This is a genomic window from Myxococcus dinghuensis (genome assembly GCF_024198235.1).
In the GTDB taxonomy this organism is placed as follows: domain Bacteria; phylum Myxococcota; class Myxococcia; order Myxococcales; family Myxococcaceae; genus Myxococcus; species Myxococcus dinghuensis.
The window spans coordinates 182,734-208,426 of sequence record NZ_JAKCFB010000004.1 but is presented as its reverse complement, the minus strand read 5'-3'; the positions used below and the strand labels follow the sequence as shown (position 1 = coordinate 208,426).

Genomic DNA, 25,693 nt, shown 5'->3' with positions numbered 1-25,693 from the left:
TTCGCGGGTGGGCTATGGCGTGATGTCGAGCCCTCGCTCCGCGAAGAAGTCATGGACGCTCTGCCGCAGGCTCTGGGTCTGCACGGGGCCCTGGAGGGTCCCGTGGGTCCAGACGGCGCCATGACCGAAGGGGCCACTTCCGCACTGGTTCGGCTCCCCATGGATGGCGGCGAAGAAGCCATTCCTCGCGTTCGCGGCGGAGCTGGAGTCCGGAATGGTCTTCATGGCGGAGCCCCCCACGTAGGACGTGATGGATGCCGTGGTGCCCCGCTCGGACCAGGTGGAGAGGAAGGTGGATTCGTCGAAGAGGGCCTCCTGGTCGGCGACGCCATAGAGCTGGTCGCCGCCATCGACGCGGTAGAACGCCTCCACGAACGCGGTGGCGACCGCCGTGCCACCCGTATAGGCGACGAACGACTTCCCGCTGATGCGTCCCGCGTGGTCGTACCGCACGAGGCACGACTCCTTGCAGGGAACAATGATGGGCCGAGGGAAGTGGATGAACCACGACCGACTGCCTCCTCCCGGGAAGAACACCACCACGGGCCAGTCGTAATAGAAGAGCCACCGGAAGCAACTCGGCCTGAGTCGCAGGTCGTTGTGTCCCTCCAGGTAGGCGGAGACGCCGATGCGCGACGCGGCCCTGAGGGTCAGCGACCCTACCGCGCCGGGGCCCCGGGTCCCCGTGACGAGCCCCCCGGGGGTCGACTCGCTGATCGGCGACGCGAAGCCTGCGGGCGCATGGGAGGTCCCGCTCGACCAGAGGCAGAAACACTCCCCCCAGTAGGGCAGTCGCCTCAGGGCCTGATGCGAATAGAGCAGTGCGTCACCTCGGAGGTGGGGCGCCTCCTCCGACACCATCGTCAGCAGGTCGATCTCCCGTTCCGCGTGGTTCTCCTCGATGAGGGCCAGCGCCTCGTCGAACTCGGCGCTCAGGTGCACCACCTGGTCGTTGGTGCCCAACGCCGGCGCCACGCCGAGCACGCATTGCTCCTCCGACTCCTGGCAGTCCAGCTTCAGGTCGTAGAACTGGACGTTCAGCGTCTCCCCCGTCCAAGGGGACTCCACGACCAGCTTCTGGGTCCACCCGGTCTCCCAGGGAGACCGCAACGCGTTGGGCAGGTGCAACTCGATGGTGGTCCCCCGCTCGGGGAACAGTTGCGCGATGTCGTTGATCTCCCCATTGCCGTTATAGGAGAGCAGCAGCGCGTAATCCGGAAACGTGACTTCGTCCTCGGACCACTGGAGTCGGACCCGGAGCCCCTCTCCATCCAGGTCCACTCCCGCGAAGGCGACGGAGGGGCCCTCGGCCGGCAACTCCTGGGCCCAGGCGGGCAGGGCCAACGACAGACATCCCAGCCACAGCACGGCCAGCAGACGCGGCAATAGCGGAGCGAGACCCCTGGGGTCTCGCGCGACTCGTCGGGACATGTGGGAATTCCTCACGGACTCGCGTCTCGACAAGGATTGTCGAAAGGCGATGCCTGCCGGGGCATCAGTACGAATCCGAGACAGGCATGGATTGGAATTATCGTGAGAATCGCGGAAGTCCTGTTTGGTGTTGGGGGTGGAAGTGTCTTCTCGTGGACATTCCGGCGCGTGACGTCGATGTCACACCTTCGCGTCGTAACCTTCGGCGGACGCTTGCCCACGACAGGGAGAAGAAACGACGGAGGCTCGACCATGGACGCAGGGTGGAGCGGTTCGGACTCGCATTTCCATCTCTTCTCCCTCCTCGCTGTCTTGGCCTGTGAGGGCGTCGGAAGGTGGCTGCGTTATGTGCTCCGCCTCGCCCCGGCTGACCTCCCGGGCGGACCTGGAGCGCTGCCGCGTCGGCCCCGGCCGTATGAGGTGGCCATCCTCTCGGGGCCCAGGACACTCGTCGAGGTGGCGGTGGAGCGGCTGTGTCGACGGGGCGCGCTCTCCATCTCCTCGGAAGGTCGCCTGATGATTCACGCGCCGGTCCCTGACGACGCCCCCTTCATCGAGCGCAGGGTCTACGACGGCATCGTGAATGGCGCGAACACTCGCTCGGCCCTCGTGCTCCGGGCCGCTCCCGCCATCGCCACGCTCAAGAGGACCCTGGTGCAGCGAGGCTGGGTGCTCGACGACGCGCAGGCCCGCTGGGCCCGCTGGAGCCCGGCCATCCCCTTCGCTGTCCTCCTCGCCGTGGTGGCGGGCCACCTGTTGCGTGTTCAAGGGTGCAGGGCGCCGCCTGGCCAGTCCGTGGCGCTTCTCGTCTTCGTCTTCGTGCTGGGCTCGCAGCAGCTCCTCCCTGTCTGGCGAACCGTCCAGGGAGACAAGGTCTTCGCGGACCTCCAAGCCCAGCAGGCCGTTGACGACGAGGCGGAGGGCGCACCGCCTCGCGGCTGAAGCCACCTCGACCACGGCGGCTCGAGCGACGGTCCGGGCGTGCCTGTCGCCACCGTCGTGGATGCCCCCAAGCGAAACGGGCCCACCCCAGGTGGCTGGAGTGGGCCCGAGGCTGGTGCCGGCCGTCGCCGTGGCTCAGGGGGCCGCCTGGCTCACAGCTCGCCGGCGCAGGCGATGATGCGGGTCAGCGGGATGCCGAGGTTGCACGTCTCGAAGACGCACAAAATCGTCGACCCCGATGTCTCGACACAGCTCGTGACACAGGTGACCTGGGCCTCCGACGTCGCGCCGACACAGGTGAGGAATTGCGGGAGCCCCGCCTGGGTGACGTTCGCGTCAGCGGGCGGCGCCTCCGGTTGTTGCTCGGGGGTCTCCTCCGCGGGGCCGCAGCCCGCAGCGAGCAGCAGTCCCGCAACGCCAGCCAGCCACTTCATGGACAGTGTCTTCATGTCGCCTCCTCTGGGGGATGCGCGACGAATCCTTGCCCAGGCGTCGGAAGAGGACACGCCATGGGTCGTCAATGTTGTATGACGGTCCGATGCCCGACAATCACAGTCGTCCTTCGCGCGTGCGGGGAGGCGGTGCGGGCTGCTTGGTTCAATCGCCGGCGTGCCGCTGCCCCTGGGGGCAGGTCGTCAATTCCTCTCGGCGTTCCGTTGATAATGCGGGGATGAAGACTCCCCGCTCCGATTCCCTTGTCCCCGAGCGCTCCACCGAGTCCGGGGAGCCCGCGAGTCCCGCGCGCAATGAATTGAAGTCCCAGGCCTCCGTCGACCTCGCGGCCTCGCTCCAGCAGGCCGCGGGTCAGGCGCCAGCAATTCCTCTCCAGGGCTCGCGCGTCGCGCCGGGCGGATACCCATCCCCCGAGGAGGTCCGGGCCATCTGCGCCATGAAGGACCTGGTGCCGCGCAACTACGCGGTGACGCAGGGCTACTCGGACCTGTCCCACGCCGTGGGGCGATTGCTGGGCATGGAGAACGCCAACTGGTCCACCTTCGCGACCTGGGCCTCGAAGCAAGCCGGGGTGAGCATCCGGCGCGAGGACTTCCCCCGGTTCTTCACCGACCTGCTCGCGCGGCTCGACAGCGTCACCCGGCCGCTCTCCAAGGTGGACGACCTGCTGCGCAAGCTGGGCCTGCCCGCGCTCCCCCTGGGCGACATCGGCTGTGCCGGCAGCGATGCCCTCCAGCGCGTCAGCGCGGCCATCTCCGAGGGCAACACGAAGGTGTTCGAGGAGGTGGGCCAGGAGTTCTCCCGCTTCGTGACGACCTTCCAGGGCGACACGCGGTACGACGCGGCCAAGGCCGCGCGGTACCTGGAAGGGTTCCCCGCGGACAAGCCGGTGCTCGCGGCGGCCTTCGGTCACTACGCGCAGGCCATGTTCGAGGCGGACCCGAACCAGAAGGCCGAGCTGATGCTCCTGGCCAACAACCAGGTGGGCCTGCACGAACAACGCAGGCTCCAGCCTCAAATCGAGCAGGCCCTCGACGCCCCGGTGAAGCAGACCTTCCACGACATCCTGCGGCAGACCCTCGAGGCGAACCTCAACCTGCTGTCCTTCCCCCTGCGCTTCGTGGGCTGGCTGGCGCTCAAGCTGGGCGTGGTGGACGCGATGCTCCGCCCCGTGGTGGACGGCATGGCCGGTGCGTTCCGCCGCTTCGCCACCGAGCACATGATGCGGCTGGTCGTGCCGGGCGCCGCCCTGGAACTGGGACGCGACCTTCCGCCGCCACCCGGCATGGAGGACACGCTGTTCCCCCCGCACCTGCGCACCATCGAGAACCTGGAGCTGCGCGCGTTGCTGGCGGAGTTCGACAAGAGTCCCGACAGCCTCGCGGGCTCCGGCGCGGATGACTGGAGCCGGCTGGACCACCGGATGAACTACATCCTCGACCTCTTCCGCTCCCGCCAGTCGGACCCGGCGCTGTTCGACCCGCCGTTCGGGCCGCCGGGCACCGACGCCGTGCCCCCACGGTCCGCGCGCGTCACCTGAGTGGCGGCTTCTCCCGTGCCCCCGGTGCCGCCTGGGCCCCGGGGGCACGTGGCTCGCTACTGCCCGAGCACGACGCGGAAGATCCGCTCGTTGCTGTTGTCGGGGATGCTGTCCTTGTCGCCCTGGTTCGTGGTGGTCAGCCACAGGTTGCCGTCGAGGGTCGGCTCGACGGTGCGCAGCCGGCCGTACGTGCCGACGAAGAACTGCTGCACGTCGGTCAGCTCGGTGCCGCTGATGACCTCGCGGTAGAGGCGCGAGCCCCGGGCGCAGGCGACGTAGAGGACGTCGCGGACCACCGCGATACCGGAGCAGGAGCCGTCCGCCGTGGAGTAGGTCCGCTTCGGCGCGATGTACCCGGCCGTCGCGCAGCCCGAGCCGCCCTGGGACACCGTCCCCTCGCAGTTCGGCCAGCCGTAGTTCCCGCCGCGCTGGATGAGGTTCGTCTCATCCATCACCGAGTTGCCGAACTCCTGCTCCCACAGCCGGCCCTGCGAGTCGAACGCGAGCCCCTGCGGGTTGCGGTGGCCATAGCTCCACACGTAGTTGCCGAAGGGGTTGTCGGACGGGACGCTGCCGTCGGGGTTGAGTCGGAGCACCTTGCCAGCGAGGTTGGCGAGGTCCTGTGCGTAGGCGCCGTTCTGGGCATCCCCGGTCGACGCGTAGAGCTTCCCATCCGGGCCGAAGCGCAGGCGCCCGCCATTGTGGAACTTGTTGCGACCGATGCCCTGGAGCAGCACCTGGAGCGAGCCGGTGTCGAGCGCGCCGTTCTCATACCGCAGCCGGACGATGCGGTTGTCGGTGGGAGAGGTGTGCATCACGTACAGCCAGCGGTCGGTGGAGAAGGTGGGGGACAGGGCCAGCCCCATCAGCCCGCCCTCGCCGTCGGTGCTCTGCACGTTGGGGACGGTTCCCACGGACGTCTTCTGGCCCGTCACCGGGTCCAGGCGAACGAGGTTCTGCGCGTCCCTGCGGCCGTAGAGCACCGCGCCGTCGGGAAGGTTCACCAGGCCCCAGGGAATGTCCGTGTCGGTGGCGACCTGGGCGACGGAGCAGATGGCGCTCGTGCAGGCCTGCCCCGTGGTCACCGTCACCGCCGCGCTGAGCGCGGAGGCGTTGGCCTGGGCGTCGCGGGCGAGCACCGCGTAGGCGTAGGTCGTGTTCGGCGAGAGGCCGCTGTCGACGAAGGCCGTCCCGGGCGGAGAACCCGCCACCGTGCCGATCTTCACGCCGCCGCGGAACACGTCGTAGGCGCTCACGCCCACGTTGTCGGTGGACGCGGTCCAGCCCACCGTCACGCTGGTCCCCAGGGCGGTGGCGGTGACGCCCGTGGGGATGCTGGGAGGCTGGGTGTCCGCCTGGCACTGCGGCGGGGTGATGGAGAGCGTGGCGCTGCCCTGGGAGACGTTGCCCGCGGCGTCCCGCGCATTCACATACAGGCCCCAGGTCACACCGGGGACCACGGTGAGCAGGGTGGACACGGTGGCGCCGGAGACGGTCTTCATGAGCTGACCGTCGTGGTAGACGTCATAGAAGGCGACCCCCTCGTTGTCCGTGGATGGGGACCACGTGAGCGTGGCCGAGTTGCACGTCACGTTCGACAAGGCGAGCCCCGTGGGGACGGTGGGGGCCTGGGTGTCGGGTGGCAGCGTCCACTGCTGGTTCGTCTGGCCGTTGCAATGATAGACAATCACCGGGGAGCCGTTGGCGGTGGCCTGGTTGGCCACGTCGAGACACAGCCCGGAGGGCGCATGGACCACGGTGCCGTTGGCGTTGCGGCCCCACCGCTGGTTCGCCTCTCCGGTGCAGGCGGCGATGACCGCGCGGGCATCGGGGGTCGCGCTCGTGGGCTGGACGCACCGGGCGCCGTCGAACACGCGCAGCTCGCCCTCGGGGGTGAACAGGAACCGCTGGTTGCCCTCGCCGTGGCAGTCGTAGACCTGGAGCCCCTGGCCCGGCGTCTGGCTGTTCTGGGCCACGTCGAGGCACCGGCCGGACTGCGCGCCGATGAGCCGGGTCCCCGCGGTCACCGCGGCGGCTTGCGAGGCGAACTCGGGGGCGTTCTCCGCCTTCTCGCCACAGGCGAGGAGGGGAGCGAGGAGGAGGGCGAAGACGGTGCGACGAACTCCGGGGGACGACGGACGAACATGCATGGACACGCTCCTGGGTGTTCCATCTCCTTCTCGATATTCTGGTTTTGGCTCAAGTGAACTTTCGGCTTCCGTGCGGGCAGGTGTTGAAACCCCGGCAGCAGGAGGCGCCGCGTCATCGGCCCGTCGCAGCGGGTTCGCACCTTTTCGGCGGGAGTGGATTGAGGGGGGCTCGCGAGTCGACGGTGAGGGAGTTGCCGGGGGGCCGTCGCCCGGCCAGCACTACCCGTGAACAAGCATGTTTCATGTGTGACCCGTGAGGACCCGAGGTCGCATAGGGTAGGGCGCATGGTTTCCATCCGTTCCTGCGCCCTCGCTTGTCTCGTCGTGCTCGGCTTCGTCGCCGCTTGCGGCAAGGACTCGCCCCCATCTCCTCCCGCCGAGACGCCCGACGCGTCCGTGCCGGACCCGTGCGATGGAGGGGTGGGGGCGGTGTGCGGCGGTTCCTGTGTGGACACGGACGTCGACCCGGCGCACTGCGGTGGGTGTGGCCAGGCCTGCACGACCGCGGAGGCCTGTGAAGGGGGCGTCTGCGTCGCGGTCTGTCGGATCGACGGCCAGCAGGTCGCCTCCGGAGCCGTGAACACGGCGAACGCGTGTGAGCAGTGCATGCCGGAGACCTCGGGGAGCACCTGGACGCCGCGCGCGGACGGGACGCAGTGTGATTCGGGCCAGCTCTGCTCGGCTGGCGCGTGCGGCCCGAGGTGCTTCATCGACGGCGTCCTCTACGCCGAAGGCGCGACGAACCCGGCGAATGCCTGCGAGGTGTGCTTGCCGGCGACGTCGACGACGCAGTGGTCGGCGCGGGCATCCCGCCCGCTGCTGGTCGGCGGCGAAGACATCGTGGCCCAGGGGTGGACGTCCGTCGCGCAGGCTCCGAGCTCGCTCACCTATGAGGCGGACTACGTTCGCCTCGCGACGTCGACGAACGTGGGGAGCAGGACCAGCGGGCAGTTGCTCATCAGCCGGGCGAACGCCGTCGACCCGACGAAGCCCTTCACGCTCCGCGTGACGATGCAGGTCGAGTCGGTGAGCCGCCACAACACGCTCGACAGCGGCGCGGCCATCCTGGGGAGCTTCACTCCCTCGGCCGGCAACAGCACGGACCGCGCCCAGATGATCTACCTCGACAGCGCGGCGCTGGGGTGGGCGGACGACACGCAGTCCGCGGCGTTCGTGGTGACGGATGGCGCGTACCACGTCTACGAACTCGCGGTGGATGCCGCGAAGGTGGCGAGGGTGAGCGTCGACGGTGTCGCGAAGCTCACGCGGAACAACTTCACGACGAACGGCAACATCGCCATCGGTGACCAGACCAACGACCCGAACGTCGATGGCGTGGTGCGGATCCGGTCCGTCGAGCTGCTCTGCCAGTAGGCGCTGTCCCCGGGGCCCGCTGGGGGCGTCACCCAGGCCGGGCCTCGGGCTCTCGCGGTCCTCCTTCCTCTCGATTCACTCTCCTGAGGTCTCTTCTCTCCATGCCTGGCGCTTTCACGACGAAACACTCCTTCCGCCGGGGTTGCCTCGGCAAGGACGGCCGGCTCCTCCTGCTCATGGTCAACGATGAGCTGGCGGAGGCGCGCACTGCCCATACCGGCGTCGTCCTCTGGGACAACGGCCGCTTCCGGCAGATCACGACCACGGCGTGGACCGCCGCCGCGGTGGTCCTCGTGGACTGGCCGGACGCGGAGTTCGCCGTCGTGGGCGAGCAGGGGCAGTTGCTCAAGGTGCGCGCTGACGGTGGCTCGAGCGAGGCGCAGGTCTTCACGGAACAGCCTCGGGAGCCTGGCGTCTTCAAGGGCGCGGCCTGCGTGGGCGGGCAGCTCGTCGCGGTCGGCGCGGGGTTCTGGTGTGCCAGCGTCGCGCCCGATGGGACACGGCGAGACCTCTCCCCGCGACGGCTCGGAACGCCGACGGACGGCCATGGCCTGGGCTTCGAGGCGGTGAGCGGCGCTTCCGCGGACGACCTGGTGGCGGTCGGCTGGGATGGCGCCATCTGGCATTTCGATGGGACGCGATGGGAGCCCCAGACGAGCCCGGTCCGGTCGATCCTGTCCCAGGTGGTCTGCCGGGCCGACGGCGAGTTCTGGGCCTGTGGTCAAGCAGGAACCCTGGTGCGCGGGCGGCGCGGACAGTGGCAGGCGCTCGCGACCGGCATCAGGGAGAACCTGTGGTCGCTGGCCCCCTTCTGTGGGGGGATCGTGACCGCGTCCATGACGAACCTGTTCCGCTTCGAGCTCGACGGTGGGCGCCCCCAGGTCATCGGGCTCGACAGCGATCCTTCGTCGTTCTACTGGCTCGACGCCAAGCGCGACGAGGTCTTGTTGTCGACTGGGAACAAGAACGTCGTGCTCGTCGTTCCGGACCGGGAGTTCGTCATCGACTGACGCGCCGGAGTCCGCGACGCCCGTGGACCTGTTCTGGCCCCTGACCACGGCCGGGTGATTGAACGGCGTGGACGTGATGGGTATATCGACCGTGGGCCCTCGTGCTCGGTCACGACGCGCCTGGGAGTCCACTGGATGGGAACGAGCAAATCCGCAGACGAGTGAGCCGCGGCGACACGTCCTCGTTGCCGCGGCCATCTGCCCCAGCTCATCCCGTGTTCCCGTGGAGAGGCAGATCGCCGCCAGGTGTTCCTCATTTGTGCGGATGCCCTCGTGCCCAATCCAAAAGAAGTCCTGTCGTGGAAGCACTCCGTGCCAGCAGCGCTGTTGCTGATGGCCCCCTTCGACCTCCTGGCCTCGCTGGCCATGGATATCTACCTCCCCGTGGTTCCGGCGATGACCGGAATCCTTCATACGTCTCCAGCCGTCATCCAACTCACGCTGAGCCTGTACATGGTCGTGCTCGGGCTCGGGCAGGTGGTGTTCGGCCCGGTGTCGGACCGCGTCGGTCGGCGTCGGGTGTTGTTGGGCGGCGCGTGGGTGTTCGCGTCCGCCTCGTTCCTGCTCGCGGGCACCTCGGAGGCCGCGTTGTTCGTCGGCCTCCGTGTCTTGCAGGCCGCGGGAGCGTCCGCCGCCCTCGTCGCGACGTTCGCGACCGTCCGTGACGTCTACGCGGAGCGGCCCGAGGGCACGGTCATCTACAGCCTGTTCAGCGCCATGCTGGCCTTCGTTCCCGCGCTGGGCCCCATTGCCGGGGCCCTGCTCGCGAGGCACTTCGGGTGGAGGGCCATCTTCGTCACGCTCGGCGTCCTGGCGGCGGTGGCGATGGTGAACGCCTTCGCACGGTGGAGTGAGACGCTCCCACCGGAGGGGGCGCGGCGTGGGGGCGCGTTCGGGCCCATCCTGTGCAGCGCCGCGTTCTGGACGTATACCCTGGGCTTCAGCGCGGCGATGGGGACCTTCTTCGTGTTCTTCTCCACGGCGCCCCGGGTCCTCATCGGCCGAGCCGGCTTCTCGGAGGTCGGGTTCAGCCTGGCCTTCGCCACCGCCGCGCTCGTGATGATTCTGACCACGCGCTTCGCGAAGCGCTTCGTGGGGCGTTGGGGGCTGGCGGGGAGCCTCGCCCGTGGCATGTGTCTGTTGTTGCTGGGGGCGGCGTTGCTGGCCGCGGGGCAGCTCCTCGCGGCTCCGTCCTTCTGGACGTTCGTCGTGCCGATGTGGGTCATCGCGGTCGGCATCGTCTTCGCGGCCTCGGTCACCGCCAATGGGGCACTCCAGGCCTTCAGCGCCATGGCGGGGACCTCAGTCGCGCTCTACTTCTGCGTCCAGAGCCTCGTCGTCGCAGTCCTCGGGACGCTGATGGTCCTCACGTTGGGCGGAGATACCGCGTGGCCGCTGGTGGGGTATGCCTCGCTCATGGCCCTGGTGACGCTGGGAGCCCTGCGGCATCTCCACCGCCGTCACCTCTCACAGAGAGAGGCCTCGGTGGCGGGCTCCTGACGTAGCGTTGGTTGTGGGTGCGCGTGTGACAGGCCTGCTGGTGCTGGAGGCGCGCATCAGAAGGGAGTCCTCTCGGTCGAGGCGAGCAGTCGCCATTCCGGGAGGACGTCCTCCATGGCGCGACGGGCGCGAATCCCTGGCTCCCACGGACCGGCGTCTTTTGTCCACGCAGGACAGCTGCGTCACAAGGCCGTTTGGCCTCGCGCCCGGCGATGCGTGGAAAGGCATATCCACCGATGAGCGGAGACGCCTGGGGAGAGTTCGGGTTGCGACTCAAGGCTTGGCCGAATGACCTCGAATGGCAGGGAGATGCTAACGTCAGTGCTGCCCATGGGGCGAATCGCGGAGGCCGTCGACGTCATGCGCACCAAGATGCTGGTCTTCCTGGCGCTGGTTCTCGTCAGTGGTGTTGTTGCCTCGTATTTCTCTCATGCGCTCTGGGGATACGCCATCACGCCGCCGAGTGGAGCTGGCGTGATTGCATCGGCACACCAGTTGGAGGCCTTGACCCGGTTCGCGATCGACACGCAGGGAAATGTGGAGCTCCGCGCAGTAGAACCTATCGAACCGGGCGAGTTCGTGGCGTGTCCCCTGTTCGATTTCGATGCACGATGCCTGAGCAGCAGGCTGCTGGCCGCCGTGCTGACGTTGCCTGGCGATGCTTCCCGCACAGAGTCCCTGGAGTCCCTTCGTCCGCAGATCGAGCGCGCCTGCAGCCTGTGGCCGATGCGTCGGGGCGGCATGGCCATCACGGTGCAGGGGGATTCGGGGCAGGAGCGCTTGGTGACATGTTCTTCTGGTGAGGTGAGCAACGACCACTACGCCTATCGCGAGGTGCTGTTCTCCGGCGGCGAGGAGCGGGAGGTGGTGTCCATCGAGTATGAAATCGCGGGTTTCGAATTCCTCACGATGCCGTTCCTCTTCATCGTGATGATGATCGTGAACAGTGGCTTGTTCGGCTGTGGCTGGGTCGTGTGGAAGTTGAGGCAGATCCTGGCCGAGCCAATGGTCGAGGAGCCGGGTTCCCGCATCGTCTCGTGACTCGATGGCTCTTCGGCCGCCCCAGTCTCGTGGATTCGTTCCAGTTGACGCGTCGGATATTTCCGACGTATTGATGGGGCATGCCAAACGTCGACGTCTTCTCGGCGCTCTCGAATCCCGTGCGCCGGGACATCCTCATGCAGTTGCGGATGGGCCCTCGCGCGGTGAACGACCTCGCGCAGGGTTTCGACCTGGGCCGTCCCGCGGTGTCCGAGCACCTTCAGGTCTTGCGCAAGGCGCGGCTCGTCCGGGAGGAGCCGAGGGGGCGTGAGCGGTACTACCACCTGGACCCTCGTCCGCTGTCGGAGGTCGACGACTGGCTCAAGGCCTTCACGCACTACTGGAAGCAGCGCCTGGCCGCGCTCGAAGACGTCCTCGACGAGGAAGCACGCAAATGACCGACCCCGCAATCATCCGGCTCGAACATGTGTACCGCCACGCCCCCGCCGCCGTCTGGAAGGCCCTGACCGACCCGGTCCTCCATGCGAAGTGGTGGGCGGCGGGCGACGTGCGGCCCGTCGTGGGCCATCGCTTCACGCTCGACATGGGCGCCTGGGGACAGCAGCCGTGCGAGGTGGTCGCGGTGGAGCCCGAGCGGCTCCTTCAATACCGGTTCGCGACGGGCTCGCTCGACACGCTCCTGACGTGGAGGCTCACCCCCGAGGGCTCCGGCACCCGGCTCACGTTCACCCAGGAGGGCTTCGACCTGGATTCCCCGCTGGGCCGTCGCGCCCTCGAGGGCATGAAGCAGGGCTGGCCCGGCATCCTCGCGAAGCTCGACAAGGTCCTGGACGCCGGCTGACTTCGGCCGGCCTATAGTCCCTCGCCCGCGTCGCTTCGACGCTCCCACCCGGGTTCACGCCTTGCGCATCTGCCTCGTCTCCAAAGAGCTCTCGCCTTCCTTTGGCAGCGACACGGGTACCTATGTCGCCCTCATGTGTCGGGCCTTCGCTGACGCGGGGCACGAGGTCCACGTCCTCACCGCGGCGCACCCGGGACTCGAACGCGCGCCCGAGCTGTTCCCGGGTGTGCAGGTCCACACCGTCGCGGAGCTGGAGCCGGGCTATGCGGGCGCCTTCCCGTTTCCGCCGCTGCGGCATGCCATGGCGGCCTACACCGCGCTGCAGACGCTGCACGCACGGCACCCCTTCGACTTCATCGAGTTCGCCGAGTACGAGGGCGAGGGGTACTTCGCCTTGCGTGCCAGGAAGACGCTGGGACAGTTCGCCACCGCGGTGCTCGCGGTCCGCCTCCACACCCCCACGCATGAGGTCCAGCGCTTCAACCGGGTCACCACGCTGGACATGGACGCCGCCCAGCAGGAGTTCATGGAGGACTGCTCCATCCGCGACGCGGACCTGCTGCTGTCCCCCACCCAGTCCCTCCTCGACCTGGTGAGGACGCGGCTGGGGCTCGGGGAGAAGGGCGTGGTGGTGCCGTATCCATTCCCCACCGGCTCCTTCGCGCAGACGACGCCGCGTCCACGCGCCGAGCCACCTCGCGTGCTGTACTTCGGGCGGCTCGAATACCGGAAGGGCGTGCAACACCTCATCGAGGCGATGCAGTCCCTCTGCGAGCGGGGGCTCCAGGCCGACGTGTGTCTCGTGGGCGGGGACACCCGAACGGGGCCCTTCGGCCGCTCCATGCGCGAGTGGCTGGAGCGCCGCATCGCGCCTGAGTGGAAGCACCGCTTCCACTTCGAGCCGCCGCGCCCACGCGCCGAGCTCGCGGCCCTCATCGCGGAGGCGACGGTGTGCTGCTTCCCGTCCCTCTGGGAGAACTTCCCCAACGTGTGCCTGGAGGCCATGAGCGCTGGCTGCCTGGTGGTGGGCAGTGACGCGGGGGGCATGGCGGAGGTCATCGAGGATGGGCACAGTGGCCTCTTGTTCCGCTCAGGGGATTCGGCGCACCTCGCGGAGGTCTTGGAGCGCGCGCTGACCACGCCCGCCCTGCAGCAGGCCGTGCGCGACACGGCCCCCGCGCGAATCGCCACCTACTGCCAGCCTGCCCGCGTCGTGCAACAGGTGGAGGCCGCCGTCGCCGCACACCCGCCCATCCGCCCAGCGCTTCACCCGACCTCCAAGGCCAGGGGAGCCGCGCCCCGGGTCTCGTTCCTCGTGCCCTACTTCAACATGGGGCCATACCTGCCGGAGACGTTGCGCTCCATCCGCGCGCAGACCTTCACGGATTACGAAATCATCCTCGTGGATGATGGCTCCACCGACCCGCACAGCCGCGCGTTGCTGGAGACCCTGGACGCCCCCGACCTGCGCATCATCTCCAAGCAGAACGGAGGGCTCAGCTCCGCGCGGAACGCAGGGCTGCGCGCGGCTCGGGGCCAGTATGTGCTTCCCCTGGACCCGGATGACCTCATCCAGCCCACCTTCCTGGAGAAGGCCGTCGCCGTCATGGAGGGCTCGCGGGACTTCGCGTACGTGACGTCGCTGGTGTCCTACTTCATCGACGACCCGGCTCGAATCGTGGGTGGTTGGGTGCCCTGGGGCGTCGAGCGTGATGCCCTCTGGGTGTTCAACGTGGCCTCGACGTGCACCGCGCTGATGGAGCGCCGGCGCGTGGAGGAGGTCGGGGGCTACGACGAGTGGCTCACGGCCTACGAGGACTGGGATGTCTTCTGCGCGCTCGCCGAGCGCGGACTGTCGGGCACGGTCATCCCCGAGCCCCTCTTCCAGTATCGGCTGCGCCCGGACTCGATGACCCGCACCACGCTGGTGCATGACCGCTACGCGGTGATGGCGTACCTGTACCAGAAGCATCCCTCGCTGGCCCTCCATCCGGAGCGCTCCCTGCGCATCCTCCAGGGAGAAGCGCACAAGCAGCAGCAGATGGCGGCCCTCACGGCGACCCCCGCGAAGCCGCTGTTGCACCAGGTCGTGGATCGGGTGAACGAGGCCTTCAAGCAGCAACTGGAGCCCCTCCACCCGGCCCTGCGACAAACCGCGAAGTGGCTCCTCCAGTCGGCGCCCGGAGACTCACGCCCCCTGCGCTACCAGCTCCTGGAGCAGGTCAAGCGCCTGAAGCCGCCCCGACGGTAGGGCGGAGGCACCTCCGCCTCCACTGCCCCCCGCGTCGTCGCAATCAACGACGCCGGGGGCTTCGGGAAGAGGGCCTGTCGTCATCAGGGCATGTCTACTGGCACGGAGTCGGCGCGCGGACGGACGGACCCCGGCTGCCGGAAACGCTCGTTCCAGCGCCACGTGCCGTTGCCAGCCCTTCCTCTTCGGAGCCGGTTCGAACCTGCCACTGGATGTCCTCCGGGGGCAGGACGCGAACGAGGACGCGACACCCGGTGCTGTTGCCGGCCGCATCCACGGCCTTGACCGTGAGTGCCCGGTTCCCCACTGGCAGGAAGGCGCCGAGCGGATCGCTGTAGGAGAGGGTGACCGGAGAGAGCGCATCGGTCGCGCGCACCTGGAGCCCCGACAACACGGCGCCTTCACACGAACTCGCCTGCAAGGACAGCTTGGACGGGCACGTCAACACGGGCGGCTCGAGGTCCTGGATGACGTCCACCTGGAAGTCGCACGACGTGGTGTTGCCCGTCGCATCCGTTGCGGTGACGTTCACGGTGGTCCGCCCCAAGGGGAAGACTCCACCGCTGGGCAGGTCATAGGAGAGCGTCGTGTGGGAGATGGCATCCCTCGCCGAGGACGGCGCATAGTGGACCCGTGCCCCGTCCTCCGAGGTGGTCCAGGCCGTCACGTCGGGCGCGCACTGGAGCACGGGAGCCGTGGTGTCGCGGACGGTGACCGTGAACGCGCACGTCGCGCGATTTCCGACCAGGTCCCTCGCGGTCACGGTGACGGCGGTCGTCCCGAGCGGGAAGTCGCTACCGGACGGCCTCGAGTACGTGAGGGACGGAGGGGCCGAGTTGTCGTCGGTGGCGACGGCCGCCGGATACGTCACGCTGGCACCCGCGGGCGAGGGGGCCTCGACGACGACGTCCGCCGGGCAGCTCACCGAGGGCGGCGTGCGATCCAGCAGGTCCGCGACACGCAGCGCCCACAGCTCGCGCCCTCGCACCGCGTCGGTGGCGGCGAAGTAGATGAGGTCGCCCGCGCGAGTGAGCGACGTCGGAGTCGAGGACGCGCCGCCCGGTGCCAGGTCCGTCAGCCGGACCGTCCTCTCGGCGGTCCCGTCCGTCATCCACAACTCCATGCCGTTCTCCCCATCCGAAGCGGAGAACAACAGCAGCCCCTCGGGGAGCGGGAGCAAGGTCGAGACGAGCGCACCATCGTTGTAGGACTGCGCCGCCAGTCCTCCATTCCGACCGGGCAGGATGTCCATGACGATCCCCGTGCCCTCGGGCGTCCCATCGCTCTTCCACAGCTCGTGGCCGTGGGCGTCGTCCCGCATGCCGAAGTAGAGCGTGTTGCCCACCGTCGCGAAGTACGTCGACTGGGCGTGGTAGCGCACCGGAAGGTCCTTCACCTTGACGGTGCCCGCGCTCGTGCCATCGCTCTTCCACAGCGAGGTCGTGGTTTGGTCGGAGGCGAAGAAGAACAGCGTCCCCGAGACGTTCTTGAAGTTGTTCAGTTCTCCGAAGCGATCCGGAAAGAAGGTCGCCACCTTGACGGTGCCCGCGCTGGTGCCATCACTCTTCCAGAGCTGGTTGCTCGGGCCCGTCCCATCCGTGGCACGGAAGAACAAGGTCCCATTCACGTCGGTGAGGTGGAGGGGGAAGGAGGTGCTCGGGCCCGGCCAGATGTCCTTCACCTGCGTCACGTCCTGATAGCCACCATCCGTCTTGTACAGCTCGGTCCCGAAGCTGCCCGAGCCGTCATCGGCGGTGAAGAAGAGCATCCCATTGGAGACCACCCACTGGTCCGGCGCGAAGAGGCTGCGTCCGGTGGTCTCGCTCGCCCGAGTGGTAGAGGAGCCGTTCGTCATCCGCAGCACGTCGCCATAGGCGGTGTCCCTGGCGCGGAAGTACAGCCAGCTCTTGAAGGACACCAGCCGGGGAGAGGTGACGGTGAGGGAGGTGTCGACGGGGAGGGCACCGGAGGTCCCCGAGGAGGTCGGGCTGCGCATCAGCCGCGCGGGCCCACTGCCGCCAATCCCATCGCTGGCGTTGGTGTAGAAGATGTTGAGGCCATGCACGGCGAAGGGGGACAGGATCGGGCTGCACGCCCCCCTGCAGAGGTCCCAATACCGGTAGGTGCCCGTGGTGGTTCCATTGGTCCGCCACAGCTCCGTGCCGTAGCTGCCGTCATTGGCCGTGAAGAACACGAGGCCATTCGACAGGATGAGATTCGAGGGCGCGGACTCGCTGAAGGGCGCGAAGATGTCGCGCACCTGCGTGGTGCCCGCGGCCGTGCCGTCGCTCCGCCACAGCTCATTGCCCGTGCTGCCGTCGCTGGCACCGAAGTAGAGGACTCCGTCCAGGGTGCCGAAGTAGTTCGTCGCGTTGGTCGAGAACGCCCCGGCCGAGGTCCCCGGGTTGATGTCCTTCACGATGTGGGTGCCCGTGGTGGTCAAGTCGCTGACCCAGAGCTCCGCGGAGAAGCTGGACTCCTCGGCGGTGAAGTAGAGCGAGCCGCCCACGACGTTGAAGTTGTCCATGTACCTGGGCGCGGTGAGGAGTCGCTGGGTGCCCGCCAGGGTGCCGTCGCTTCGCCACATGGCTCGGGCGGCCGTGGCGTCGTAGGCGGTGAAGAACAGGTGGTCGCCCACCTTCCTGACGCTGCTGACATTGGGGACGGGGATCCCCGGACGGAGATCCACGGCCAGCACGGTCCCGGCGGTCGTGCCATCGCTCTGCCACAGTTGCAGTCCGGCGGTGGGGTCGTTGGCCGAGAAATAGATCCGCCCGTTGAAGAGCACGAGCGATTCCATGTACAGGAAGTCCCTCACCTTGACGGTCCCCGCGGCCGTCCCATCCGATTTGAAGAGGCTCCAGAGCCCCGCGGCCTCGATGGCGGTGAAGTAGAGCAGGCCGTTGTACGCGATGAAGCTGCTGGGCGAGGAGCTGGTGTTTCCTGGGTAGATGTCCTTCACCAGGGCGGTGCCTTCGGCGGTGCCATCCGTGCTCCACAGCTCGCCGCCCGCCTCGGAGTTGCTGGCCCTGAAGTAGATGGTGTCCTCGAGCGCGAAGAAGTCACTCGGGTAGGAGTCCCCGGAGCCGGGTCTCAAATCCTTGAGCAGCTTCGTGCCTTCGGCGGTGCCGTCACTCGTCCACAGCTCGTTCCCGGAGGCCTGGGTGTAGAGGCCGAAGTAGAGCCTTCCACGGATGGGGGTGAGCTTCAGGGTGCTGTAGTTGTTGTTTCCGTCGACACCCAGGAGCAGCTGCGTGCCAGCCAGGGTGCCGTCACTGCGCCACAACCCCAGGGTGCCGCTGGAGTCCGCGGCGAAGAAATAGAGCGCTCCCTCCATGGCGGTCAGGCTGCGCGGCTTGGCACTGCACGGACCCGCGCAGAGATCCGCGACCATCACCGTTCCCGCGGACGTCCCGTCGGTCTTCCAGAGCTCCTCGCCCGCGGTGTTGTTCGAGGCGGCGAAGTAGAGGGCCCCGTCGATGGCGACGAAGTGTTTCGGAGCGGAGCCGAGGTTGGTGGTCGCCAGGGTGTTGATGTCCTTGACGAGGAAGGCAGGCCCCTCGCCCAGGGCCTCTCGGGTCGTCCCTGGCGCCTGCTCGGGAGGCACCAGTTCCGGGCCACATCCCGCGTCCAGTGTGAGCAGCATGAGTAGGAAGAGACCCCGCGCGATGGACGCGACGGTGGGAGGCGCGGACGTGAAGCGTCCGCTTCGATTCTGGATGGTCATGAGAGAGGGCCCCTTCGAGGTGGCATTGGAGGAACAGGTCCCGCCTGACTCGAACGAGAGGAGGACTCTGACCTGGGATACGGACCCAGGGGCCGTGTCGGGCTCCGCCTGCCATCGATGTGCGACTGGGGCTCTCCTCGGCGCCACTCCTCCCCGGCAAGTCCGGAGACTTGCCGGGGCGCGCTCCTTCCGCCGGGAGTCCTGGAGCCCTCCCGGCCGGCAGCTACTCGAAGGTGATGACGAACTGCTCCCACTCTCCCACGGCGGTGCGGTTGGCGTTCACCACACCACCGCCGCCGTCCTCGGCCACCACGTAGTGGGGGTAGCCGAAGTCGAGCGTCGCCAAGGCCACGGTGTCTCCCGTCCCGATGGTGAGGAAGCCCGTGCCGGCCATCTTCCAGATGCGGAAGGTTTCATGGTCGCCAGGTGCCGTGGGAGCGGCTGTCACCCCCGCGCCGCCACCGTTCACGGCCATGATGTAGTTGCCGTTGACCGTCTGCAGGTTGATGAGGTCGCCGGTCTGCAATGCGAAGCCATTGCGGTCCACCAACTGGAACCGCTCCCAGGGCCCCACGGCTGCGCGGTTGGCGTTCACCACGCCGCCGCCGCCGTTTTCGGCCACCATGTAGTAGCCGCCCGAGGACCGCAGGGTGATGGTTCTGGAGTAGAGCCGCGCCACGGTGGCCGCGTCCGTGGTGCTCAGCGCGTCGCGCTGCCCGATGGCCTGCCCACCCAGGGTCTCGATGGTGGTCTGCCCGTTCATCGAGAATGCCGTACTCGGGTAATGCATGATGGAGCCATAGTCGTAGCCCAGGATGTCGTCACCGTCGGCGATGTGCTGGTCGAAGTTGTACGCCTGGCTCGGGGTGATGTTCTCGTACCGGATGCGCACGTACGCATTGCGGTCCTCACGGGATTGCTCGTGCCAGAGGCCGAGCGCATGGCCGATTTCATGGATGGTGTTGCCCGTGGAGCAGGCTCCCTCCAGCCAGATTCCTTGCTTGCCACCCACGCGCCCCACCTGGGCACTGCACCCGGTGCCTGTCTGGAAATGGATGTAGTCCGGATACGTCCCCGCGTTGGCCGCCGTGCGTTGTACGAAGCGCAGGTGCGTGCGCTGCTGCCAGTGATTGATGGCGTCCGTGATCCGCCCCTGATTCGGAACGGTCGCGTCGATGCTGTAGGGCACCTGGGAGTCAGGCCAGCGAAAGTTCGCACCGGTGATGGCCACACCCTGGGCGTGGACTCCCGGGGCGTCGAGGCCTCCCTGCGCCTTCACCTCACGCACGCGCGCCTCCATCTCCTCCACCGTGCCGAGGACCATGTCCCCCTCGAGGAGCGCGAGTCCCTCCACCTCGGCATACTTCACCGATACGAGCTTGCCCCTCGCTGCGCTCCAGGCGTAACCCTCGCGAACCGGGGCACCGGCTGGCACTCTGGCCAGCTCCGGGTCCAATCCGGAACGCGGCTCCAGACCCGCCTCACCACAAGCGGTGAGCAACAGGTATGGAATGAACAGTACTCCCAGGGCCGCTTTCGACTTGCTTCGCAGCATGGTGCCTCCCTTCCCGAAGGCATTCGGGATATCGGAATGCTAACATACTGACAGTGAAGTCCTGCTCGTGAGGCTTTGGGCTCGACGCTCGGAGCGGTGAGCGCCACCTTCTCGTGGGTGAGAGTGATTGGTCAGGACTGGTGGCGAGAATGTCACGCGAGGACTCACGTGACCGCGAGGGCACGATGCGGAGGCGCAGCGGCCTGATGCATGGGGTGGACGGTGGACCTGCCGGTTCGGTGCTGGATGCGCTCGACCGGGGCCCGGCACTCGCGGCGCTACTCTCATGGGCTCCGTCCTGGAGGCCCAGCCGCCCGCCGCGAGCAGGATGCCCGAGCGCTGGCCGTTGGGGGGCTGCCGTGGGGGGGCGAAAAACAAAGGCCCAGCAACCCGTTTGGATTGCTGGGCCTTCGATGGCGAGGAGTACGGGACTTGAACCCGTGGCCTCCGGCGTGACAGGCCGGCGTTCTAACCAACTGAACTAACTCCCCACAGCGGTTGCTGCTGCGGCGTGGGGCGTTCCTAAATCAGTATTGCCCGGACGGGTCAATGGATTTCCACGTGCCTGAGGTGAGGCCCCGAGCGGAGGCCCAGCTCCTCCCGGGAGCGCTCCCCGAGAGCCACTCCCAGTGTCGTTCGCCGTACTCCATGCGCCGGTGGCGGAGGGGAATCTTTGTGGAGTGGGGGCCAGGCGGCGGGGGCCGCCGCGCTCGTTACGGTGCGCTGGGGCCATCCGTGTTGATGGCCCAGCTTCCGTTCGCGAGCCGGACCCAGCTCGTCTTCCGACCGCAGCCCGTCACGCCGACACCACGTGCGTCGCTGGGCAGCTTCGCGTCGCCCGCCACGGACAGGACCTGGAGCTCGAGCTGCTCGGCGGGGCAGTTCGTGGTGAACGCGGCCTGCGAGCGGATGGTCCGCTCGTCGTTCTCCCAGGCGAAGGTCCCGAGCTGGAAGCCATCGCGCTCGACGGTGGGAATCGTGGCGCACGCGGGGCCAAGCAACACGACGGCGGAGAGGCAGCGCAGGGGGCTTCGCATGTGCGCGCGAGATAGCACCCGGCTTCTCGGCTCAGCAAGGAATCGCCTCACTGGGAGTGAGGTCCCGCTGCCCCGTGTCCAGGATGTATGTGTCATCAGGTTGCGTGTCCGTGGGCACCGACCCGGGCAAACAGGTTCCCGTCTCGCCGTGTGTCAGGTGGGGCAAGGGCGGCGTCTCGTGGGCTCCGAGGATGGTGCCCCGGCGTCCCTCCCGAAGTCCTGCGGCACATGCCGGAGGCTCGAACGACCCCGGTCCGCACCCTGGCTTCTGTTCCCACCGGGACAGGCGACGCGTCCGCGCGTTGGCCGGCCGCGGGCAATGGACAGGGCCACCACGCCGCACAGGGGCATCCGCCTCGGGCCGTGGCCACGAGGAGGACTCGATGCGGGCAACTGGTACGGTGGTGGTACGGTCGATGCCGGAAAAGAAAAACCCCAGCAAGTCCGGAGACTTGCTGGGGCTATCTTGGCGAGGAGTACGGGACTTGAACCCGTGGCCTCCGGCGTGACAGGCCGGCGTTCTAACCAACTGAACTAACTCCCCACAACCATGGGCGGAACAGGGATTGAACCTGTGACCCTCGCCTTGTAAGGGCGACGCTCTGCCGCTGAGCTATCCGCCCGGAGGCGTGTTCCGCGTTGCGACGGCGGGGCTTTTATAAGTGCCCCCCAGTACTGTCAAGCAACTGTTGCCGGGGGCGGATCATTTCGTCACGGACCGCGCAGGCGAGGACTCCTCCTGCGCGGTCGGTGGGCAGCCGGGCTAGGGAGCGACGTCCACCGTGCCCAGGTTCTCCGGCGCCACGCCGTTGGACGAGCCACCCGGCGCGCCGTCCGGCTGCCAGTCGCCGTAGCAGTAGGGACCCGTCCCCACGCGGAAGCGCCACAGGTAGCCGTGGTTCAGGGCCGCGTTGGCCGGCAGGTCGGCCTTGTACTCGTCGTCGTTGTTCTGGTCGTTGTTCACCGTGCCGGCGACCCAGGTCCAGGCCGGGCTCACGCCAGGGTCCTGATCCTTGGGGCCGTGGCCCAGCTCCGCGGAGAGGTTGGTGGCGGGGGGCGGCGCGTTGGTGACGCCGTCCTCGTAGATGAACCCGTAGATGGTCCGGCCACCGCCCAGGTCGCTGAGCTTCAGCGGCCACTGCAGGCGGCAGTAGTCGATGCCGGAGTGGTTGCCCACCGTCAGGGCGTGCTGCTGACCCTGCGAGTAGCCACCCACGTCGCTGCCGTCCTTGTCGCAGTACGTCCAGGTGGCGCCGCTGTCCGTGCTGTAGCGCATGCTGACCGCACGGCTCGTGGTGTAGGCCGGGCGCAGCTCCACGCCGAACTCGTCCGTGTCCACCTCGTCCGGAGCCTCGCGGCTGTACGTGGCCGGCTTCCAGCTGAAGGACGCGGGCGTCGTCGACGCGTTCACGTCCGCGTTGCCCAGACCCACCTGCACCTGGAGGCCCGCGCCCGCGCCGTTGCCGTTGGTGACCCCCGGGATGCGCACCCGGCCCGTCACCGTGACGGCGTCGCCGCTGCCCACCGTCGTCCCGCTCACGGCCTGCAACCGGCAGAAGGCCGCGGCGCCGTCCTGCACCGTCAACGTGCCCGCCTGGGCCACGTCGAAGCCGTCATCCGTCCCGTTCGCGTCGCAGTACACGTACGGCCCGGTGCCCAGCTTCACGCGGTACGCGAACTTGTAGCCGCCCGCCGTGCCCGGGTTGGGCAGGGTGGCCCGGTACTCGTCGTTCTGCGTGTTGCCCGTGTCCGCCGCGTACGTCGCGGCCACCCACTGCCACGCGCCGCCCGTGTGTGCGCTGCCCGAGGGGCCATAGCCCAGCTCCGCGGTGATGCCCGCGCCCGCACCCGAGCCCGGCGTCACCCCCGCCTCGTGCACCTGCACGGCGATGACCTTGGAGGCCGCCTCGCCCACCGAGTACGTCTCCGACGGAGCCGCGCTCTCCGTCTCGCCACCCAGCCGGCACCAGTCGACCTGCGGCGGCACCACCTCCGCCACCGTCAGCACCGACGCCTGCGCCGGCTGATACCCGTTCGCGCTGCCGTCGCGGTCGCAGTACGCCCAGGCTCCCGTCTGGTAGCGGAAGCGCACCGCCACCGCGTAGGTGCCCTCCGCGGCGGGCGCCGTCAGCGCCGTCTCGTACGCATCCTGCGCGCCGCTGTCCGTCTCGGCGGCGAAGCTCGCCGCCTTCCAGCTCCACCCGGACGTCGTCGCCGGGTCGGAGCCCTCCGGGCCGTAGCCCACCTCGGAGGTGATGCCCGCGCCCGCGCCGCTCGTGACGTCCGTCACCGTCGTCACCAGCACCTTGCCGCGCACCACCGCCGTGGTGCCGCCGGGCGTCGCGTTCAGCGAGGCCGGCCCCACCAACTGGCAGGCGTCCACGCCCACCGCCTTGACCTCCAGGTTGCCTGCCTGCGCGAGCGAGAACCCGTTGTCCAGGCCGTCCGCGTCGCAGTACCGGTACGCGCCGCCGTTCACGTTGAAGCGGATGGCGAACTTGTACTGGCCCGGCGTGCCCGGGTTGGGCAGCGCGGCCTTCCACTCGTCGTTGTTCCCGCCACCGGACTCGCGGTTGAAGCTCGCGCCCGTGGACGTCCAGTGCCAGTTGGCGGAGTCCGGCGCGTCCGCCACCGGGCCGTAGCCCACCTGTCCCTGGATGCCCGCGCCCGCGCCCGTGCCCGGCGTCACGCCCTCCATGTAGACCTGGGCGTAGATGTCCTTCGTCGCCTGGCCCACGCGGTACACCTCGTTGGGCGGCGGGTCGTTGGACTCCCCGCCCAGCTTGCACCAGCCGATGGTGATGTCCTGCGCCGCGCTCACCGTGAGCGTGCCCATCTTCGCCGTCTCGAACCCCGTGGCGCCGCCGGCGTTGCCGTCCGCGTCGCACAGGAGGTACGCGCCGTCGTTCACCTTGAAGCGGTAGGCGAACCGGTAGCTGCCCGCCGTGCCCGGGTTGGGCAGCGTGGCCTCGAACTGGTCGTTGTTGCCCACCTCGTCCTTATAGGCCGCCGTCGTCCAGGTCCACTGCGCGGAGGTGGCGGGGTCCTGTCCCGCCGGCCCGTAGCCGAGCTGGCCCACCACGCCCGCGCCCGCGCCCGCGCCGCTCGTCACGCCCTGCACGAACACCTGGCCCACCACCTTGCGCGTGGCCTCCGCGCCCGTGGCGTACGTCACCGACTCCGGCGTCGTGTTCCCGTCCGGCCCGAGCTTGCAGTAGCCCACCACCTTCGGGACCACGACCTCGCCCGTCACCGACAGCTGGCCCAACTGGTCCAGCTCGAAGTCCTGGCCGCCGTCATCCACGCCGTTGCCGTCACACACGCGCACCGGGCCGCCGTTGCCGCTGAAGCGCACCGCGTAGCGGTACTCGCCGTTCAGGCCGGGGTTGGGCAGCGTGGCCTTCCACTCGTCGTTGACCTGGAAGTTGTCCTTGTTGAAGGCGAGCGCCGTCGACCAGTTCCACAGTGGCGAGGTGCGCGGGTCCTCACCCGCGGGGCCCCAGCCGAGCTGACCCGAAAGCCCCGGGCCCGCGCCGACCTTGTCCGTCACGCCCGCCATGTACACCTGGGCGTAGACCGTCTTCAGGCCCGTCGTCTGCGTCGTCTGGTAGTTGATGGCCTCCGGCGCCTTCTGGTCCTCGCCAATCTTGCACCAGCCGACGGGCGGCTTCGGCGCCTCGTTGCCCACCGTCAGCGTGCCCAGCTTCGCGAGGCTGAACGTCAGCTCTCCCTCGGTGCTGTCGTTGACGCCGTCCGCATCACACATGCGCCACGCGTTCTCGCTGATGCTGAAGCGGAAGGCGATCTTGTACGTGCCCTCGACGCCGGGGTTGGGCAGCTCCGCCTCCCACTCGTCGTTGTTGCCGTGCTCCGCCTTGTACGTGGCGTTGATCCACGTCCACGCCTCGGACGTGCGCGGGTCGGTGTCCACCGGCCCGATGCCCAGCTGCGCGGTGAGGCCCGAGCCTGCGCCCGCGCCCTGGGTGATGCCCGCCGCGTACACCTGGCCCAGCACCTTCAGCAGCGTCGTGTCCCCCGGCTTGTAGAACAGCTCCGGGTTGGCGCGGTTGCCGTCCGGTCCCAGCTTGCAGTAGTCCACGCGCGGCCGGCTGATGAACACGCGGCGCAGCATGGCGTTGGAGACGCCGTTGGCGATGCCGTCACCATCCGCGAGCACCCACGTCTTGCCGCCGTCGATGGAGAAGCGCATCGCGATGACCCACTCGCGGCTCTCCCCGCCGATGGCCGGCTGCAGCAGCACGTTGCCCTTGTAGATGTCCGCCTCGCCGCTGTCGGAGTCCTTCTCGTAGGTGGCCTCCTCCCAGGTGTAGCTCTCCACCTTCAGCAGGTCCGCGTCCGCGGGGGCGAAGCCCGCCTGCGCGCGCACGCCGCCGCCCTGGCCCACGCCGCGCGTCAGCCCCGCGACGGTGATGGCGCCGCGCACCACCACGCCCACCGGCTGGCCGCCGCTGACGGCGTCCTGGTTGCCGTTGAGCACCTCCGCCTGGTCGATGTTCGGCGCCGGCGGGCCCTCGTAGATGAAGCCGTTGACCAGCACGCCGTAGGCGCCGTCCGGGTTGAGGACGCGCACGTCCACCGCGGCCGTGGTCCCCGTGGGCGTGTAGCCGTAGATGCGGAACGAGTTGACCACCACCGTCCGCAGCGCCTCCTGGTTGCCCAGGTAGAGCTTCGCGCCGGCCTGGAAGCCGGAGCCGTAGACGTTGATGAGGGTGTTGCCCGAGATGGGGCCACCGCTGGGCGTGACTTCCCGCACGGTGGGCGCGGTGAGCGAGGGTCCCGAGCCTTCCGGGTCATCCCCGCAGGCCACGACGAGCAACGACAGAACGAGAAGAAGAGACCGCGGACAACGCGACATCGGC

Annotated in this window: 16 protein-coding genes and 3 tRNA genes; 9 read left to right on the top strand and 10 right to left on the bottom strand. The window is 68.6% G+C overall.

Annotated elements, in window-relative coordinates; all coding sequences use genetic code 11:
• Positions 1-12: 12 nt before the first annotated feature.
• Positions 13-1,431, bottom strand: a complete 1,419-nt coding sequence (locus tag LZ198_RS07875) for a hypothetical protein (protein ID WP_253971264.1) — start codon at positions 1,429-1,431, stop codon at positions 13-15.
• Positions 1,432-1,608: 177 nt separating this feature from the next.
• Between LZ198_RS07875 and LZ198_RS07870 the strand changes: the two genes are divergently transcribed.
• Positions 1,609-2,373 (top strand): TIGR04222 domain-containing membrane protein, encoded by a 765-nt coding sequence (locus tag LZ198_RS07870; RefSeq protein ID WP_323382190.1) that lies wholly within the window; start codon positions 1,609-1,611, stop codon positions 2,371-2,373.
• 152 nt (positions 2,374-2,525) lie between these two features.
• Here the strand turns inward: LZ198_RS07870 and LZ198_RS07865 are convergent, their stop codons facing one another.
• Complete coding sequence (locus LZ198_RS07865; RefSeq protein WP_253971262.1) at positions 2,526-2,822, bottom strand: hypothetical protein; 297 nt, start codon at positions 2,820-2,822, stop codon at positions 2,526-2,528.
• 221 nt (positions 2,823-3,043) lie between these two features.
• Here LZ198_RS07865 and LZ198_RS07860 point away from each other — a divergent pair, with 221 nt between their 5' ends.
• On the top strand, positions 3,044-4,366 hold the full coding sequence (locus LZ198_RS07860) for a hypothetical protein (protein WP_253971261.1): 1,323 nt from the start codon (positions 3,044-3,046) through the stop codon (positions 4,364-4,366).
• Positions 4,367-4,422: 56 nt separating this feature from the next.
• Here LZ198_RS07860 and LZ198_RS07855 read toward each other — a convergent pair whose 3' ends face one another.
• Positions 4,423-6,516 carry a lectin gene (locus tag LZ198_RS07855; RefSeq protein ID WP_253971260.1) on the bottom strand — a complete coding sequence of 698 codons (2,094 nt, stop codon included), beginning with the start codon at positions 6,514-6,516 and terminating at the stop codon, positions 4,423-4,425.
• 285 nt (positions 6,517-6,801) lie between these two features.
• On the opposite strand from LZ198_RS07855, the gene LZ198_RS07850 reads away from it, so the two are divergent.
• From LZ198_RS07850 to LZ198_RS07820, 7 genes are all read left to right on the top strand, one after another.
• Positions 6,802-7,890, top strand: coding sequence for a hypothetical protein (locus LZ198_RS07850; protein WP_253971259.1), 1,089 nt, complete (start codon positions 6,802-6,804; stop codon positions 7,888-7,890).
• A 101-nt stretch (positions 7,891-7,991) separates the two neighbouring features.
• Complete coding sequence (locus LZ198_RS07845) at positions 7,992-8,900, top strand: beta propeller repeat protein (RefSeq protein WP_253971258.1); 909 nt, start codon at positions 7,992-7,994, stop codon at positions 8,898-8,900.
• 294 nt (positions 8,901-9,194) lie between these two features.
• Complete coding sequence (gene cml, locus LZ198_RS07840) at positions 9,195-10,400, top strand: CmlA/FloR family chloramphenicol efflux MFS transporter (RefSeq protein ID WP_256559376.1); 1,206 nt, start codon at positions 9,195-9,197, stop codon at positions 10,398-10,400.
• Positions 10,401-10,760: 360 nt separating this feature from the next.
• A complete protein-coding gene (locus LZ198_RS07835; RefSeq protein WP_253971257.1) occupies positions 10,761-11,441 on the top strand; it encodes a hypothetical protein in 681 nt (226 codons plus the stop codon).
• Between the two features lie 80 nt (positions 11,442-11,521).
• Complete coding sequence (locus tag LZ198_RS07830) at positions 11,522-11,839, top strand: ArsR/SmtB family transcription factor (RefSeq protein ID WP_253971256.1); 318 nt, start codon at positions 11,522-11,524, stop codon at positions 11,837-11,839.
• Entirely contained in the window at positions 11,836-12,243 is a 408-nt protein-coding gene (locus tag LZ198_RS07825; protein WP_253971255.1) for an SRPBCC family protein, read from the top strand. The genes LZ198_RS07830 and LZ198_RS07825 overlap by 4 nt, the downstream gene beginning before the upstream one ends.
• A 61-nt stretch (positions 12,244-12,304) precedes the next feature.
• On the top strand, positions 12,305-14,494 hold the full coding sequence (locus LZ198_RS07820) for a glycosyltransferase (RefSeq protein WP_256559349.1): 2,190 nt from the start codon (positions 12,305-12,307) through the stop codon (positions 14,492-14,494).
• A 94-nt stretch (positions 14,495-14,588) separates the two neighbouring features.
• Here the strand turns inward: LZ198_RS07820 and LZ198_RS07815 are convergent, their stop codons facing one another.
• From LZ198_RS07815 to LZ198_RS07785, 7 genes are all read right to left on the bottom strand, one after another.
• The gene (locus LZ198_RS07815) at positions 14,589-18,140 is read right to left on the bottom strand and encodes an ELWxxDGT repeat protein (protein WP_253971253.1); all 3,552 of its coding nucleotides are present in this window, start codon (positions 18,138-18,140) and stop codon (positions 14,589-14,591) included.
• Positions 18,141-18,444: 304 nt separating this feature from the next.
• Complete coding sequence (locus LZ198_RS07810) at positions 18,445-19,590, bottom strand: M12 family metallopeptidase (RefSeq protein WP_253971252.1); 1,146 nt, start codon at positions 19,588-19,590, stop codon at positions 18,445-18,447.
• Between the two features lie 600 nt (positions 19,591-20,190).
• A tRNA-Asp gene (locus LZ198_RS07805) sits at positions 20,191-20,267 on the bottom strand.
• Between the two features lie 222 nt (positions 20,268-20,489).
• Complete coding sequence (locus LZ198_RS07800) at positions 20,490-20,813, bottom strand: hypothetical protein (protein WP_253971251.1); 324 nt, start codon at positions 20,811-20,813, stop codon at positions 20,490-20,492.
• A 467-nt stretch (positions 20,814-21,280) separates the two neighbouring features.
• Positions 21,281-21,357 (bottom strand) — tRNA-Asp (locus LZ198_RS07795).
• Between the two features lie 7 nt (positions 21,358-21,364).
• Positions 21,365-21,436: transfer RNA gene (locus tag LZ198_RS07790), tRNA-Val, on the bottom strand.
• Between the two features lie 140 nt (positions 21,437-21,576).
• On the bottom strand, positions 21,577-25,689 hold the full coding sequence (locus tag LZ198_RS07785; protein WP_253971250.1) for an IPT/TIG domain-containing protein: 4,113 nt from the start codon (positions 25,687-25,689) through the stop codon (positions 21,577-21,579).
• Between the last annotated feature and the right edge of the window lie 4 nt (positions 25,690-25,693).